Source organism: Buttiauxella cochleicola (assembly GCF_021282435.1).
In the GTDB taxonomy this organism is placed as follows: domain Bacteria; phylum Pseudomonadota; class Gammaproteobacteria; order Enterobacterales; family Enterobacteriaceae; genus Buttiauxella; species Buttiauxella massiliensis.
The window spans coordinates 348,401-363,219 of the sequence record NZ_JAJSOT010000004.1 but is presented as its reverse complement, the minus strand read 5'-3'; the positions used below and the strand labels follow the sequence as shown (position 1 = coordinate 363,219).

The following is a 14,819-nucleotide window of genomic DNA, read 5'->3' as shown; positions in this document are numbered from 1 at the left end:
TTTACTCGTGTCGCGGTGCGATGAATTTGTACCCTTTTCCCCACACCGTCAGAATAAATTCAGGCTCTGCGGGGTTATCTTCAATCTTGATGCGCAGCCGATTGATGTGCGTGTTTACCGTATGTTCATAACCTTCGTGCTGATAGCCCCAAACCTGGTTGAGCAAATTCAGCCGGGAGAAAACTTTGCCAGGGTGTTTGGCAAAAAACCACAGCAAGTCAAATTCGCGTGGCGTCAGTTCCACAGGCTGATTTCGTAAATGCACATCACGCGCCAGCGGGTCGATAGTCAGCCGTTCAAAAGTGAGCGTTCCTGCATCTTGTATCAGGTTCTGGCTCATTGCTTCCTGGCGGCGGAATAGTGCTTTCACACGAGCCACCAACTCCAGCATAGAAAACGGTTTAGCCAGGTAATCATCCGCGCCCAATTCCAACCCCAAAACCCGATGTGTTTCGCTTGAGCGCGCGCTGATCATCACGATCGGCGTATAGCGTGTCATGGTGCGGGCATGGCGACATATTTCCAGGCCATCAACGCCAGGCAGCATAAGATCTAAAATCAAGGCATCCCATCCACCCTGCTTAAGCAATTCCAGGCCCTGCGAACCATCGGCCGCATGGACAATTTCATATCCTTCTTCGCGCAAATGCAGTTGCAGAAGTTCTGCAATGTTTTCGTCATCCTCAACGATTAATAACTTTTTGGGCTTCATGACTCCGCCTTATTTCCGCCTGTTACCAGAAGTCTATACAACAAACCGACGTGGAGTTATCACATTTAATTTAACTTTTGGTGAGACTTTGGCGAACAGATTTAGGCCACACTCATTTCAACGCAATAACCGGAAATAAAACGATGGATACTCCAACGTTTCAGGTTAAACCCATTATCGTTCATCCGATGTGGTTGAGGATATGCCACTGGTTGAATGCACTAGCGATGCTTGTCATGGTGGCAAGCGGATGGCGGATTTATAACGCCTCGCAGCTGTTTAATTTTACTTTTCCAGCCGAGTTAACCCTCGGTGGTTGGTTAGGCGGTGCGTTGCAATGGCATTTCGCAGGAATGTGGCTCTTTGGCATTAATGGCGTGGTTTATTTGCTGATTAATATTTTCAGCGGCCGCCTGAAACGCAAATTCTGGCCTTTGTCGCCTCGTGAGTTAATCAAAGATTTTGTTGCAGCACTACGCGGAAAGCTAGCTCATGAAGATCTTAGCCACTACAACACCGTACAAAAACTGGCGTATCTGTTCGTGATATTCGACGGGATCATTCTTGTTTGTTCAGGTCTTGTGGTGTGGAAATCAGTGCAGTTTCCACTATTACGCGAATTACTTGGTGGTTATGACAACGCGCGTTTTATTCATTTTTATGCCATGTCTGGAATGGTGGGGTTTGTCATCATTCACCTGATTATGGTGGCGCTGGTGCCAAAAACTTTACTCGCCATGCTACGCGGACGATAAGGGAAAGAGATGAACAATAAAAATAAGTTTTTCTCTGACTCTGATAAAGCAGTCATTATTCACGATGCCACACAGGAAATTAATAAGCAGTTATCATCGGAAGGCCGCCGTCGTTTTTTAAAACAAGGTTTAACGCTGGGTGGTTTGATGATGCTAACCGGTTGCGATATTAGTGATAATCAATCGGTAGAAAACACATTAAGCCGTATTTCACGCTTTAATGACCGGGTGCAAGGCTGGTTATTTAATGCCAATGACCTGGCTCCGGTTTATCCGGAAAACATGATGACGCGCCCATTCCCCTTCAATGCTTTTTACAGTGAAGAGGAAGCACCTGTTGTTAATGGCGAGGCATACCGCCTGGAAATCGCCGGTTTAGTGGCTGATAAACGCCCGTGGACACTCGCCCAATTGCACCAGATGGCACAGGTCAGTCAGGTGACACGGCATATCTGTGTTGAAGGCTGGAGTGCCATTGGCAAATGGGGCGGCGTGCCGTTCTCACTATTTCTCAAAAGCATTGGTGCCGATTTAAATGCCCGTTATGTCAGCTTCAAATGCGCTGACGATTACTACACCAGTATTGATATGGCAACGGCGTTACATCCACAAACCATTATTGCATTAACTTACGACGGTGAAATATTGCCACGTAAATATGGTTTCCCCATGAAATTAAGAATGCCAACCAAGTTAGGTTATAAAAACCCAAAGCATATTTTGGTTATGGAAGTCACCAATCGTTATCCCGGAGGTTATTGGGAGGATCAGGGTTATAACTGGTTCGGCGGAAGTTAATACCCTTCATAATTCACTGTAGTTAATTAAACGACGAGGATATAAAAAATGAAAAAACTCTACACTGCTCTGATGTGCTCAGCATTATTCTTTGGCGTAACGGCTGCAAATGCTGCCGATAATATGACTAAAGATAATATGGGGAAAATGTCCCATGACTGCTCTAAAGACAGTATGAAAAAAGACTGCATGTCGAAAGATCCTATGTCAAAAGACGGCATGTCTAAGGATCATATGTCCAAAGACAAAATGTCTAAAGACAATATGGCTAAAGACGAGATGGGTAAAAAGTAATAACCCGAATAATGGCAGTTCACCGAAACATTCAGGTGACTGCCATTGATCTTATTTGCCACCCGCCAAATCCAGGAAACTTCCCGTCACGTAAGAGGCGTTATCGCTAAGCAACCAGGCGATGGCCTGTGCGACCTCTTCTGGCTGGCCGCCACGTCTCATCGGCAAGAGATCTTTTACGCGATCGACTCTCCCGGGTTCACCACCAGAAGCATGCATTTCGGTATAGATAAAACCTGGCCGCACGCCATTTACACGAATACCCTGCGCAGCAACTTCCAAAGAAAGCCCGGTGGTTAACGTGTCTACCGCACCTTTCGACGCCGCATAATCAACGTATTCACCCGGCGCACCTAAACGTGCCGCGGCAGACGACACATTAACAATCGCGCCCCCCTTTCCACCGTGGCGAAACGCCATGCGTTTTACGGCCTCCCGGCAACAGAGGAAATAGCCAGTGACGTTGGTCGCCAGCACGCGATTAATACGTTCAGCCGTCAGTTCTTCAATTGTGGATTGCTGGAACAAGATCCCGGCGTTGTTGACCAGCGCGGTCACCGGCCCAAAAGCATTGTCGATTTCGGCAAACATCGCCATCACTTGCAGTTCATCGGCAATATCCGCTTTGATGGCAAATGCCTTGCCGCTGTGCGCACGAATAACACTCACCACTTCATCAGCGGCTTGTTTGCTTTGCTGATAATTAACCACGACTTTGTAGCCAGCCTGTGCCAACAGGATAGCGGTCGCCCTACCAATGCCACGGCTTGCGCCCGTTACCAGAACCACGCCCATTTTGCCTCCTGAGCTACAGATAAAACAAAGGGCACCGAAGTGCCCTTAAGAGTATATAGCGGGATAAATATTACTGATATTCGCTCATCGGCACACAAGAGCAGAACAGATTGCGGTCGCCGTATACATCATCCAGACGTTTCACAGTTGGCCAGTATTTATTGCTATGTCCTACCGGGAACACCGCCAGTTCGCGGGTATATGGATGCGTCCAGTCAGCAACAATTTCGTCCTGCGTGTGCGGCGCATTAACCAGCGGGTTATCTTCCAGCGGCCATTCACCACGCGCCACACGGTCGATTTCGGTGCGGATAGTCAGCATCGCGTCAATAAAGCGATCCAGTTCCAGTTTGCTTTCGGATTCTGTCGGCTCAACCATCAATGTTCCCGCAACCGGGAACGACATAGTTGGCGCATGGAAGCCGAAATCAATCAGTCGCTTAGCAATATCCAGTTCGCTGATGCCTGTCTCTTCTTTCAGTGGGCGAATATCGAGAATACATTCATGCGCCACATGGCCACTGCGCCCGGTATAAAGAATCGGGAAGGCGGATTTCAGGCGAGTCGCAATATAGTTAGCATTCAGGATTGCCGTCTGGCTTGCCTTTTTCAGCCCCTGCGCGCCCATCATGCGGATGTACATCCAGCTGATTGGCAGAATTGATGCACTACCAAACGGTGCTGCGGAAACCGCGCCCTGCTGGGTTAACATCTCTTCAATTTGCACCACGCTGTGGCCTGGTACGAACGGAGCCAGGTGCGCTTTCACCCCAATTGGACCCATACCTGGGCCGCCACCGCCGTGTGGAATACAGAAGGTTTTGTGCAGGTTGAGGTGCGAAACATCCGCGCCGATATAGCCCGGTGAAGTAATCCCCACCTGTGCGTTCATGTTTGCGCCATCCAGGTAAACCTGGCCGCCGAACTGATGCACGATCTGGCAGACTTCACGGATCGTTTCTTCATACACACCATGGGTAGACGGGTAAGTCACCATGATACAAGACAGCGCATCGCCCGCTTGCTCTGCTTTAAGACGCAGATCGTGCAGATCGATGTTGCCTTGTTTATCACAGGCAACCACCACCACTTCCATACCCGCCATTTGCGCCGACGCCGGGTTTGTACCGTGCGCAGAGCTTGGGATCAGGCATAGATTACGACTGCCTTCGTTGCGGCTTTCGTGGTAGCGACGAATCGCCAGCAGACCCGCATATTCACCTTGAGCCCCAGAGTTTGGCTGCATACAAAGCGCGTCGTAACCGGTCAGTTTCACCAGCCAGTCAGATAGTTGGGAGATCATCTGGTGATAACCTTCCGCCTGGTTTGCCGGGCAGAATGGATGTAATTCTGAGAATTCAGGCCAGGTAATTGGGATCATTTCAGCCGCAGCATTCAACTTCATGGTGCAAGAACCGAGCGGGATCATCGCCTGGTTGAGCGCCAAATCTTTGCGTTCAAGCGAGTGCATGTAACGCATCATTTCGGTTTCGCTGTGGTAGCGATTGAACACTGGATGGGTCAAGATCGCGTCTTCACGCAACATGCCTTTCGGAACAGACAGGCTATCACCCGCAACGTTTTGGTCGAGTTTGTCGATATCCAGGCCGTGGTTGTCACCCAGTAAAACGGTGAACAGCGCCTGCACATCTTCACGGGTGGTCGCTTCATCAAGCGTAATGCCAACCGCGTTAAGAATATCGCTGCGCAGGTTGATTTCATTGGCTTCGGCACGAGCCAGCACACCGGCTTTATCGGTGACTTCGACACACAAAGTGTCGAACCAATGTTTATGACGCAGCACCAGCCCTTTTTGTTGCAGGCCAGAAGCCAGAATATCGGCCAGGCGATGAATGCGCCCTGCAATGCGTTTCAGGCCAGCCGGGCCGTGGAACACCGCATACAGGCTGGCGATGTTTGCCAGCAGAACCTGGGAGGTACAAATGTTGGAGTTGGCTTTCTCGCGGCGGATATGTTGTTCGCGAGTTTGCATCGCCATGCGCAGCGCGGTGCGGCCCGCGGCATCGCGAGAAACGCCGATAATACGGCCTGGCATGGAACGCTTGAATTCATCGCGTGCAGCAAAGAATGCGGCATGCGGGCCGCCGTAGCCCATTGGCACGCCGAAACGCTGTGCGGAACCAAACACGATGTCGGCACCTTGCTTGCCTGGTGCGGTCAGCAGAACCAGCGTCATAAAGTCAGCGGCAACACTCACGATGACTTTACGTTGTTTCAACTCGCTAATTAGCGCGCTGTAATCATGTACTTCGCCGGTGGTGCCCACTTGTTGCAACAGCACACCAAACACGTCCTGGTGATCCAGCACTTTCGCGGCGTCATCAACAATCACGTCAAAGCCAAAGGTTTCAGCACGGGTGCGCACCACATCCAGCGTTTGCGGGTGTACGTCAGCGGCAACAAAGAAGCGGTTGGCGTTTTTCAGTTTGCTGACGCGCTTAGCCATTGCCATGGCTTCGGCAGCAGCGGTCGCTTCGTCGAGCAGAGAAGCGGAAGCGATATCAAGGCCGGTTAAATCCAGTGTCACCTGCTGGAAGTTCAACAGCGCTTCAAGACGGCCTTGTGAAACTTCTGGCTGATACGGTGTGTAGGCGGTGTACCAACCTGGGTTTTCGAGCATGTTACGCAGGATCACCGGCGGAGTTTGCACCGCGGTATAACCCATACCGATATACGTTTTAAAGCGCTTGTTACGGCTGGCGATGGTCTTTAATTCAGCCAGGGCCGCGAATTCAGTTGCAGCCTCACCCACCTGTGGTGGCTCGGCAAGCTGGATATCTGCCGGAACGATCGAAGCGATCAGCTCGTCTAACGAACGAGCGCCCACCGTCTCCAGCATTTCGTGTTGCTGCTGTGCGTCTGGTCCAATGTGACGGTCGATAAACGCTTCGTGATTTTCAAGCTGACGTAAAGACTGGGTCATGAGCGGTGATTCCTGAAGTGTTTCCCCTCACCCGAGAGGATGAGGGGATAAAAGATTTATTCGTCTTCTAACAGAGCTTCGTACGCGGTTGCATCCAGCAAACCATCCAGTTCGGACTCGTCGCTAGCTTTGATCTTGAAGATCCAGCCCGCCGCGTATGGCTCGCTGTTGATTAGCTCAGGCGAGTCGCTCAGCTCAGTGTTGACTGCGATGATCTCGCCGCTGATTGGCGCGTAAATATCGGAAGCCGCTTTTACAGATTCGGCAACGGCGCAATCATCACCAGTACTGACTGTTGCGCCCACTTCTGGCAGGTCGACAAACACCATATCGCCCAGCAGCTCTTGCGCGTGCTCGGTGATACCAATGGTGTAAGTACCATCAGCTTCTTTACGCAGCCACTCGTGTTCTTTGCTGTATTTCAATTCGTTCGGCACATTGCTCATTGTTTTTCTCCTGATTTCAAATTCACTGCGCGACAGCTTTACCGCCGCGAACAAAAATTGGTTTGGTTACTTTGACCGGCATTTCTCGGTTGCGGATTTGAACAATGGCGGTTTCGCCGATGCCCGCAGGAACGCGTGCCAGAGCAATGCTGTAACCTAACGTCGGCGAGAAGGTCCCGCTGGTGATAACGCCTTCACGAATGTTGCCTGATTCATCAGTAAAACGAACAGGCAGCTCATTACGTAATACGCCTTTTTCCGTCATGATCAAACCAACGAGCTGGTCAGTGCCTTTCTCACGCTGGCTCTCCAGGGCTTCACGGCCTATAAAATCACGGTCTTCAGGCTGCCAGGCGATAGTCCAACCCATATTCGCGGCCAATGGAGAAACACTCTCATCCATTTCCTGGCTATACAGGTTCATACCGGACTCCAGACGCAGCGTGTCACGTGCACCAAGGCCGCAAGGTTTCACGCCAATCTCGACAAGCTGTGCCCAAAACTCGGCAGCTTTTTCGTTTGGCATAGCAATTTCATAGCCCGCTTCACCGGTATAACCGGTGGTCGCAATAAACAGATCGCCCGCCTGAACACCGAAGAATGGCTTCATACCTGCAACCGCTTTGCGTTGTTCTTCAGAAAATAGCTGCGCGGCTTTTGCCTGAGCATTTGGCCCCTGAACTGCAATCAGCGACAGGTCATCACGCACGGTGACTTCAACCGCGAACGGTTCGGCGTGTTGATTGATCCAGGCCAGATCTTTTTCGCGAGTGGCAGAGTTCACCACCAGGCGGAAGAAGTCTTCGGTCTGGAAATAGATAATCAGGTCATCGATAACACCGCCGGAAGCGTTGAGCATGGCGGTGTAGAGGGCTTTACCAGGCTGGGTCAGTTTGGCTACGTCGTTTGCGACGAGATAACGCAGGAATTCGCGGGTACGGCTGCCTTTCAGGTCGACGATGGTCATGTGGGAGACATCAAACATCCCGGCATCGTTGCGCACCGCATGGTGCTCATCAATCTGCGAGCCATAGTGCAATGGCATCATCCAGCCGTGGAAGTCCACCATGCGCGCACCGCAGAGATTATGCTGTTCAAACAAAGGGGTCTTTTGAGTCATTTTTTCCTCTTTAACCATCTGGTTGAAAAGCGCATTTCGCTTTTCTTTTCTTCAGACGAAACCCAGCACCGCCATCGATCCCGAGGGCGACGCAAACGTTACCTTTTGTCTGAAGTTACCATTGAATGAGGGAGTAAACCATAAGGCTAAAACCGTTATAGCATTAGCTTATGACCAAAATAGAAGGCGCAGCATGCAGAGTATTCGACTGGAAAAATGCGAGACACCGCGCATAAATAAGAAGTGTTTTAGTCATAATTTAGCGTTAGCTAACATTTACGACCATTTCAGAAACAAATTCACTACATCGCTAAAAACGTGGGATGAGAAAAAGTAATCCGAAATAATAGGTGAGATTAGAATTTTTCAAATGAGGAGGGTGTTTCCCTTTCCAATAAAAGGAAAGGGAAATGTGACGTAGTTATCTTAACCAATTCGGTAAATCGTGTAGGCCCATCGCCTGCTTAACAAGTTGCGGTTTTACACCCGGAAGCGTATCCGCCAGTTTCAGGCCAATGTCGCGCAGCAGTTTCTTCGCCGGATTGCTTCCAGCAAACAGATCGCGGAAACCCTGCATACTGGCAAGCATCATCGCGGCACTATGTTTACGGCTACGCTCGTAGCGACGCAGATACAAATACTGCCCGATGTCTTTGCCCTGGCGATGCAAACGACGCACTTCCTCAATTAGTTCAGCGGCATCCATAAACCCAAGATTCACACCCTGCCCGGCTAATGGATGAATGGTGTGTGCCGCATCGCCGACCAGCGCCAGACGGTGAGCCGCAAAATTGCGCGCGTAACGGCCTGTCAGCGGGAACACCTGGCGTTCGCTTTCAACACTGCACAAACCAAGGCGCATATTGAATGCTACGGACAGCGCCTGGTTAAATTCTTCATCGCTTGCCTGTTGCAAACGTTCAGCTTCCAGCGGCGGCAATGACCAGACAATTGAACATAAATGCGGGTCACTTAATGGCAGGAAGGCCAAAATCCCTTCGCCATGAAACACCTGACGAGCCACTGCTTCATGGGGTTCGGCGGTACGGATGGTGGCAACCAAAGCATGATGGCGATAATCCCAAAAAGTGAGCGGGATATCGGCCTGGTTGCGCAGCCAGGAGTTGGCACCATCAGCCCCGACGACCAAACGCGCGGTGAGCATTGCGCCGTCTTTTAGCGTTATGAACGCCTCGTTTTCCCCCCACGCAACCTGTTGTAATTCGGCAGGAGCCATTAGGGTGACATCACTGCACTGCTCAGCTCGTTGCCACAATGCATAATGAATTACCGAGTTTTCGATAATGTGGCCAAGATGGCTGAAACCAAAGGATTTATCGTCAAAAGCGATATGCCCGAAGCTGTCTTGATCCCACACTTCCATGCCGTGATAGCAACTGGCACGTTGGGCAACAATTTTTGGCCATGCACCAAGATGAGTGAGCAATTTTTCGCTGGCAGCATTGATGGCCGAAACACGCAAAGCGGGTGCAGATTCAGGTGCCAGCGGCTTTGGGAGATGGTTCTCCAGCACCGCAACACGCAAACCACTGCCTTGCAAGCCACAGGCAACCGCCAGCCCAACCATGCCACCACCAACAATCGTCACATCAACGCTTTGCAAATTGATTCTCCTTTAACATTCTTAAACCTGCTCACCAGGCGTATATGTTGCAGCCAGTTTGGATCGGGAGTGCGCGGAGAAACCGGAGCGTACTAAAGTACGTGAGGATTTCGAGCACATTCCCGGGGCAAAATGGCAAATAAATAAGGCTGGTGGCAGGTTTTAACGCGCAACCCAGCCTAGCGTACGCTGCGCCACCGCATCACGTGCAGGGGTAAAATGTTCCATCGCCATCAGCCCAAGATTTCGTCCAACAACCAGCGGAGCCCAATGATTGGCGAACAGCCGAACTAAGCCATCGGTCACGCCAATGGTGGCATTTTTATCTTCATAACGGCGCTGCTGATATTGCGCCAGCACGCCGTAGCCGCCAATATCCTGAGATGCTTCATGTGCAACAGCCAGATTTTCAGCAAGCGACATCACGTCGCGCAAACCAAGATTAAAGCCCTGCCCGGCAATCGGGTGCAGAGTTTGCGCGGCATTTCCCACCAGCGCAAGGCGGTGAGAAACCGCCTGCGAAGCAGTAGTCAGTGCCAGAGGATATTGCGCCCGCGCACCGGCATGCGTGATGCGCCCAAGCCGCCAGCCAAATGCGCGTTGCAGTTCATTGCAGAACCGCTCGTCATCCCACTGCGCAATTTCAGCTTGAGCCGCCAGAGGATGGCACCACACCAGCGAACAGCGCCCATCAGACATTGGCAACATTGCCAGCGGCCCATGCTCGGTGAAGCGCTCAAACGCCCGCCCGTTATGCGGTTGCGAAGTGGTGATATTGGCGATCACCGCCACTTGCCGATAATCCTGCTGCTGCCAGGTCATGCCACACTGCGCGGCAAGCGCCGAGCGCGAACCATCTGCAGCCACTAACAATTTGCCTTCAATGAGTTCGCCATTATCGAGCTTAACGCGGACTTTATCGATATCACGATTAAACGAAGATACACGTTGCGGGCAATGCAAGGTCACGCCCGGCGCTTTACGCAGTAAAGCAAATAAACGCAGACCGACATCATGCAGCTCTACCACCTGCCCTAACGCAGATATTTGATAATCCTGAGCTTCGAGAGTGACAAAACCTGCATGCCCACGATCGCTGACATGAACTGTAGTAATCGCCGTCGCGCACTCTTTGAGAGCAGGCCACACGCCGATGCGCGTCAGCTGCTGGCAGGTGCCTTGCGCGATGGCGATTGCGCGGGCATCAAAACCGGGATGCGCCGCTGATTCTGGCGCTGCCGCTTCAATCAAGTGAACCGGCAGTTTTCCGTGGGTTAGATGCGATATCGCCAGCGCAAGCGTCGCACCCGCCATACCGCCCCCGACAATAATCACGCTCATGACTGACGCGCCGCCGCCATTAATGCTTCGATATCGTCTGCCGATTTCACCACGCTGGCCGTCAGGTTTTCGTTACCGTCGACGGTGATAAGAATATCGTCTTCAATACGAATACCAATGCCACGGTACTCCGCAGGCACATCTGCATCTGGTGCAATGTATAAACCGGGTTCAACGGTAATAACCATTCCCGGCTCAAGAAGGCGAGAACGATCCTGCCCGTATGCGCCTACGTCGTGTACATCCAGCCCCAGCCAGTGGCTCAGGCCGTGCATAAAGAACGGGCGATGGGCGTTGTCAGCAATCAGTTGATCAACCTCACCTTTGAGAATGCCGAGCTTCACCAGCCCGATAATCATAATGCGCACCACTTGCGTGGTAACTTCCTGCATCGAGGTGCCTGGGCGGTAGAGTTGTAGAGCAGTTTCAAGGGATTCGAGAACGATGTCATAAATCGCACGCTGCGGAGCGCTGAATTTGCCGTTCACCGGGAAGGTACGGGTGATGTCACCGGCATAGCCTTTGTATTCGCAACCGGCGTCGATTAAGACCAAATCGCCATCACGCATTTGGCTTTCATTTTCGGTGTAATGAAGAATACAGCCGTTTTCACCGCTACCCACAATGGTGTTGTAAGACGGGAAGCGCGCACCGTGGCGGTTAAATTCGTGAAGGATTTCGCCTTCAAGCTGGTATTCAAACATCCCCGGACGACATTTTTCCATCGCACGGGTGTGCCCGAGTGCCGTGATTTCCCCGGCGCGACGCAAAGCGACTATCTCTTCTTCCGACTTAAACAGGCGCTGCTCGTGAACCCACGGACGCCAGTCGGTCAATGTCGCGGGGGCGGCAAGATTCTGGCGCGAGCCACGGCGCAGTTTATCAAGGGCTGCAAAAACGATGGTGTCGGCATAAGCGTATTCGCCCTGCGCGTGGTAGACCACATCCAGACCGTTCAGCAACTGGTGTAACTGCTCATCAATTTCGGAAAATGCCAGCGCACGGTCGACGCCCAGTTTTTCGGGTGCCGCTTCCTGGCCAAGGCGACGCCCAAACCAAATTTCTGCGGTTTTATCGCGCAGGCGGTTAAACAGCACGCTGTGGTTGTGGGTTTCGTCGCTTTTAATCAGTACCAGTACAGCTTCAGGTTCGTTAAAACCGGTGAAGTACCAGAAATCGCTGTTCTGGCGATACGGATATTCGCTGTCTGCACTGCGAGTGGCCTCGGGTGCGGCAAAGATAAGCGCCGCACTGGCCGGAGCCATTTTGGCCAACAACGCCTGACGGCGACGGAGAAATTCGTGCTGATTCATTACACCTCCTGGAGCGATACCTTTCGTCGTTTTTAGTGTAGCGTTGGTTTCTGCACTTCCGGCGCGGTCGGAACCGGGCGAGTAAAGGTGTCGTGGCACAGCAACGCGGCAACTCGCACGTACTCGATGATCTCTTCGAGCGACATTTCCAGCTCTTCTTGATCTTCGTCTTCGTCGTAGCCCAGCTGCGCGATGTTACGCAAATCGTCGATAGCTTCGCCGGTTTCGCCGGTGACTTTATCGAGCTTAGGCTGCGTTACGCCAAGGCCCAGCAGGAAGTGGTTTACCCAACCCGCCAGTTCATCGGCACGCTGGAATACGGTAACGTCGTCGCCGTCGGGCAGGTAAAGCTGGAACAGGAAACCGTCATCTTCCAGCGAATCGCTCGTTGCACCGTGCATCTGGCGCAATGTATCGGCAAGGTTTTGACCAAAGGCCAGCCCTTCGTTTGTCAGGTCGTGTAGCTGTGGCTGCCAGCTGGTATCTTTGTTGCCACCACACAGCATGCCGCTAATCAGGCCGTGCATTTCGGAGGCCGTCAGACCCACACCTTGTTGGTTCAATAGTTGGCCGACTAAGTCATAGTCAGGCATAGTGTTCTGTATAGACATGCGCATTCGCCATCGTTGGCAGGGATAGTTCATGTTATGCTACCACCAGGGACCCCAAGGCACCAGAAAAGGGCTTGTATCTTCATTTCGGGATAGCTATAGTGACGCCCCTTTCGTTACCAGGTACGGTAAACGAAGGCAGGCGAGTTAACAGCAGGAAGGTGGCATGTCTGCACAACCAGTCGATATCCAAATTTTCGGTCGTTCATTGCGCGTGAATTGTCCGCCTGAACAACAGGATGCACTGAATCTTGCGGCGGAAGAGCTTAATCAACGGTTGCAAGATTTAAAAGTTCGCACTAGAGTCACAAATACTGAGCAGTTAGTTTTCATCGCAGCACTGAACATTTGCTACGAGTTGGCTCAGGAAAAATCGAAAACCCGCGACTACGCTTCCAATATGGAAGAACGTATTCGGATGTTACAGCAGACCATCGAACAAGCGTTGCTTGAGCAAGGTCGCATAACAGAAAGACAGGGTCCAAATTTTGAATAACACTTCACAGTTACCTATGGTAGAGTAACTTTGAAGACCAAATTTCTCTGAGATGTTTGCATGCGGGCCAGTCCCCTGAGCCGATATTTCATACCACAAGAATGTGGTGCTCCAGATTCTGTGAGCATGCTCGGTCCGTCCGAGAAGCCTGATGATTCTGACGCTGCATTCACCTTGAACCAAGGGTTCAAGGGTTACAGCCTGCGGCGGCATCTCGGAGATTCCCTCTTTCTACCAAATTAGTCATCACCATGACGAAAATTCAGCTAATCCCATCGCTTCGCTCAGAAATCCGGCAACACATTCGGCAACGACGCCGTGCACTCACACCAACTGAACAACACCATTTTGCTGAACTTGCCGCTGCGCGCATGCTCGCTTACGAGCCTGTTGCGAAAGCTGCGACGGTCGCTGTGTTTTTGTCGTTTGACGGTGAGCTGGATACCACGCCGTTAATCCGCGCCTTATGGCTCGCGGGGAAAACCGTTTACCTGCCCGTCCTGCATCCCTTCAGTAACGGCAATTTGCTGTTCCTGCGTTATGCCGAGGATAGCCATCTGGTGATGAATCGTCTGAAAATCCTTGAGCCTAAACTTGATGTGCGTGACGTACTGCCGCTGGATAAACTGGATGTGCTAATTACGCCGCTGGTCGCATTCGACGAGCAAGGGCAAAGACTGGGAATGGGTGGTGGTTTTTACGACCGTACGTTGCAGAACTGGCAGCAGCATGGCTTATGGCCGGTTGGGCTGGCACATGATTGCCAGCACGTTCCGGCGTTACCCGCGCAAGAGTGGGATATCCCGCTGCCTGCAGTGGTCACGCCATCGCGTATCTGGCAGTGGTAAACTCAGGCTACACGCAGTTTCAGTAACTGCTTTGTGTGCCAGTATTGCAGTATCAAAACCGTAAACAGCGCGCCGAGAAGCGCACAAAACATATCTGATTGCGTGTCCCATACATCGCCCTGAGTCCCCAAAAACTCATCTGCTCCCTGCCCTAATGACATCGCCGCCGCCCATTCAATGAGTTCATAAACCGCACTGATGGCGAGCGCGACACAGCACACCAGAAACGCGATCATTTTGCGTCCACGAACATAGCCACCCCGAACCAGAATTTCTCGCGCCGCCAGTGCGGGAACCAGACCCTGGAAAAAATGGCCGAGTTTGTCATACGGGTTGCGGCTCAGACCGAACCATTCCTGCACATCAAAACCAATGGGTACTTTCGCGTAGGTATACAAACCGCCGACCATCAAAATAATGGCGTGGAAGAAAATCAGCGTATACAGAAGCGGAGTCAGCGGGTAACGAGTGTGAGTCGCTAAAAGCAGAGGGACGACAATAATGACCGGCGTGACTTCCATCAGCCAGGTAAGCCTGTCTGCGGTGCTAAGGCCCGTATAGATGAGAATCAACAGCAGGATAAAGGCACCGGATTTTAAGAATGTACTGGTCATGTTGTTTCGCCGCCGGGCTAAAAGCGTAACTATCAGTGCGCAGGGTGAAAAAAACAACTCAGGAAAGGGATTTTGAGAATAAAACGGGAGCCCTGGTGGACTCCCGTA

15 protein-coding genes and 1 other RNA gene are annotated in these 14,819 nt (G+C 51.8%); 6 read left to right on the top strand and 10 right to left on the bottom strand.

Annotated features, from left to right (window positions below; all coding sequences use genetic code 11):
- Position 1 precedes the first annotated feature (1 nt).
- A complete protein-coding gene (locus LVQ77_RS12565; RefSeq protein WP_232904576.1) occupies positions 2-712 on the bottom strand; it encodes a response regulator transcription factor in 711 nt (236 codons plus the stop codon).
- A gap of 143 nt (positions 713-855) precedes the next feature.
- Between LVQ77_RS12565 and LVQ77_RS12560 the strand changes: the two genes are divergently transcribed.
- The 3 genes from LVQ77_RS12560 to LVQ77_RS12550 are packed head-to-tail and all read left to right on the top strand — an operon-like array spanning position 856 to position 2,559.
- Positions 856-1,467, top strand: coding sequence for a cytochrome b/b6 domain-containing protein (locus LVQ77_RS12560; protein ID WP_232904575.1), 612 nt, complete (start codon positions 856-858; stop codon positions 1,465-1,467).
- A gap of 9 nt (positions 1,468-1,476) precedes the next feature.
- Complete coding sequence (locus LVQ77_RS12555) at positions 1,477-2,265, top strand: molybdopterin-dependent oxidoreductase (RefSeq protein ID WP_232904574.1); 789 nt, start codon at positions 1,477-1,479, stop codon at positions 2,263-2,265.
- 48 nt (positions 2,266-2,313) lie between these two features.
- Positions 2,314-2,559 (top strand): pentapeptide MXKDX repeat protein, encoded by a 246-nt coding sequence (locus LVQ77_RS12550; RefSeq protein WP_232864544.1) that lies wholly within the window; start codon positions 2,314-2,316, stop codon positions 2,557-2,559.
- A 51-nt stretch (positions 2,560-2,610) separates the two neighbouring features.
- On the opposite strand, the gene LVQ77_RS12545 is transcribed toward LVQ77_RS12550, so the two are convergent.
- The 8 genes from LVQ77_RS12545 to LVQ77_RS12510 all read right to left on the bottom strand — a co-directional run bounded on the left by LVQ77_RS12545 (position 2,611) and on the right by LVQ77_RS12510 (position 12,753).
- Entirely contained in the window at positions 2,611-3,354 is a 744-nt protein-coding gene (locus LVQ77_RS12545) for an SDR family oxidoreductase (RefSeq protein WP_232864545.1), read from the bottom strand.
- 70 nt (positions 3,355-3,424) lie between these two features.
- The gene (gcvP, locus tag LVQ77_RS12540; RefSeq protein WP_232904573.1) at positions 3,425-6,298 is read right to left on the bottom strand and encodes an aminomethyl-transferring glycine dehydrogenase; all 2,874 of its coding nucleotides are present in this window, start codon (positions 6,296-6,298) and stop codon (positions 3,425-3,427) included.
- 56 nt (positions 6,299-6,354) lie between these two features.
- The gene (gcvH, locus tag LVQ77_RS12535; RefSeq protein WP_151993186.1) at positions 6,355-6,744 is read right to left on the bottom strand and encodes a glycine cleavage system protein GcvH; all 390 of its coding nucleotides are present in this window, start codon (positions 6,742-6,744) and stop codon (positions 6,355-6,357) included.
- A 22-nt stretch (positions 6,745-6,766) separates the two neighbouring features.
- Positions 6,767-7,864, bottom strand: a complete 1,098-nt coding sequence (gene gcvT / locus LVQ77_RS12530) for a glycine cleavage system aminomethyltransferase GcvT (RefSeq protein ID WP_232904572.1) — start codon at positions 7,862-7,864, stop codon at positions 6,767-6,769.
- Between the two features lie 421 nt (positions 7,865-8,285).
- Entirely contained in the window at positions 8,286-9,488 is a 1,203-nt protein-coding gene (gene ubiI, locus LVQ77_RS12525; RefSeq protein ID WP_232904571.1) for an FAD-dependent 2-octaprenylphenol hydroxylase, read from the bottom strand.
- A gap of 162 nt (positions 9,489-9,650) precedes the next feature.
- On the bottom strand, positions 9,651-10,829 hold the full coding sequence (gene ubiH / locus LVQ77_RS12520) for a 2-octaprenyl-6-methoxyphenyl hydroxylase (RefSeq protein WP_232904570.1): 1,179 nt from the start codon (positions 10,827-10,829) through the stop codon (positions 9,651-9,653).
- Positions 10,826-12,142: a Xaa-Pro aminopeptidase gene (gene pepP, locus LVQ77_RS12515; protein WP_232904569.1), complete on the bottom strand. Its 1,317-nt coding sequence runs from the start codon at positions 12,140-12,142 to the stop codon at positions 10,826-10,828. The genes ubiH and pepP overlap by 4 nt, the downstream gene beginning before the upstream one ends.
- Before the next feature lie 32 nt (positions 12,143-12,174).
- Positions 12,175-12,753, bottom strand: a complete 579-nt coding sequence (locus tag LVQ77_RS12510) for a YecA/YgfB family protein (protein WP_151993181.1) — start codon at positions 12,751-12,753, stop codon at positions 12,175-12,177.
- Positions 12,754-12,919: 166 nt separating this feature from the next.
- On the opposite strand from LVQ77_RS12510, the gene zapA reads away from it, so the two are divergent.
- The 3 genes from zapA (at position 12,920) to LVQ77_RS12495 (ending at position 14,097) form a co-directional block, all read left to right on the top strand.
- Positions 12,920-13,249, top strand: coding sequence for a cell division protein ZapA (zapA, locus tag LVQ77_RS12505; RefSeq protein WP_034457736.1), 330 nt, complete (start codon positions 12,920-12,922; stop codon positions 13,247-13,249).
- 41 nt (positions 13,250-13,290) lie between these two features.
- A non-coding RNA gene (gene ssrS / locus LVQ77_RS12500) (6S RNA) lies at positions 13,291-13,474 on the top strand.
- 26 nt (positions 13,475-13,500) lie between these two features.
- Entirely contained in the window at positions 13,501-14,097 is a 597-nt protein-coding gene (locus tag LVQ77_RS12495) for a 5-formyltetrahydrofolate cyclo-ligase (protein WP_232904568.1), read from the top strand.
- 2 nt (positions 14,098-14,099) lie between these two features.
- Here LVQ77_RS12495 and LVQ77_RS12490 read toward each other — a convergent pair whose 3' ends face one another.
- Complete coding sequence (locus LVQ77_RS12490) at positions 14,100-14,711, bottom strand: DUF2238 domain-containing protein (protein WP_232904567.1); 612 nt, start codon at positions 14,709-14,711, stop codon at positions 14,100-14,102.
- Positions 14,712-14,819 lie beyond the last annotated feature (108 nt).

Bases quoted from the DNA above. Each gene is read 5' to 3' on its own strand.
- LVQ77_RS12565 (WP_232904576.1), bottom strand. From the start codon at position 712: ATGAAGCCCAAAAAGTTATTAATCGTTGAGGATGACGAAAACATTGCA.
- LVQ77_RS12560 (WP_232904575.1), top strand. From the start codon at position 856: ATGGATACTCCAACGTTTCAGGTTAAACCCATTATCGTTCATCCGATG.
- LVQ77_RS12555 (WP_232904574.1), top strand. From the start codon at position 1,477: ATGAACAATAAAAATAAGTTTTTCTCTGACTCTGATAAAGCAGTCATT.
- LVQ77_RS12550 (WP_232864544.1), top strand. From the start codon at position 2,314: ATGAAAAAACTCTACACTGCTCTGATGTGCTCAGCATTATTCTTTGGC.
- LVQ77_RS12545 (WP_232864545.1), bottom strand. From the start codon at position 3,354: ATGGGCGTGGTTCTGGTAACGGGCGCAAGCCGTGGCATTGGTAGGGCG.
- gcvP (WP_232904573.1), bottom strand. From the start codon at position 6,298: ATGACCCAGTCTTTACGTCAGCTTGAAAATCACGAAGCGTTTATCGAC.
- gcvH (WP_151993186.1), bottom strand. From the start codon at position 6,744: ATGAGCAATGTGCCGAACGAATTGAAATACAGCAAAGAACACGAGTGG.
- gcvT (WP_232904572.1), bottom strand. From the start codon at position 7,864: ATGACTCAAAAGACCCCTTTGTTTGAACAGCATAATCTCTGCGGTGCG.
- ubiH (WP_232904570.1), bottom strand. From the start codon at position 10,829: ATGAGCGTGATTATTGTCGGGGGCGGTATGGCGGGTGCGACGCTTGCG.
- pepP (WP_232904569.1), bottom strand. From the start codon at position 12,142: ATGAATCAGCACGAATTTCTCCGTCGCCGTCAGGCGTTGTTGGCCAAA.
- LVQ77_RS12510 (WP_151993181.1), bottom strand. From the start codon at position 12,753: ATGTCTATACAGAACACTATGCCTGACTATGACTTAGTCGGCCAACTA.
- zapA (WP_034457736.1), top strand. From the start codon at position 12,920: ATGTCTGCACAACCAGTCGATATCCAAATTTTCGGTCGTTCATTGCGC.
- LVQ77_RS12495 (WP_232904568.1), top strand. From the start codon at position 13,501: ATGACGAAAATTCAGCTAATCCCATCGCTTCGCTCAGAAATCCGGCAA.
- LVQ77_RS12490 (WP_232904567.1), bottom strand. From the start codon at position 14,711: ATGACCAGTACATTCTTAAAATCCGGTGCCTTTATCCTGCTGTTGATT.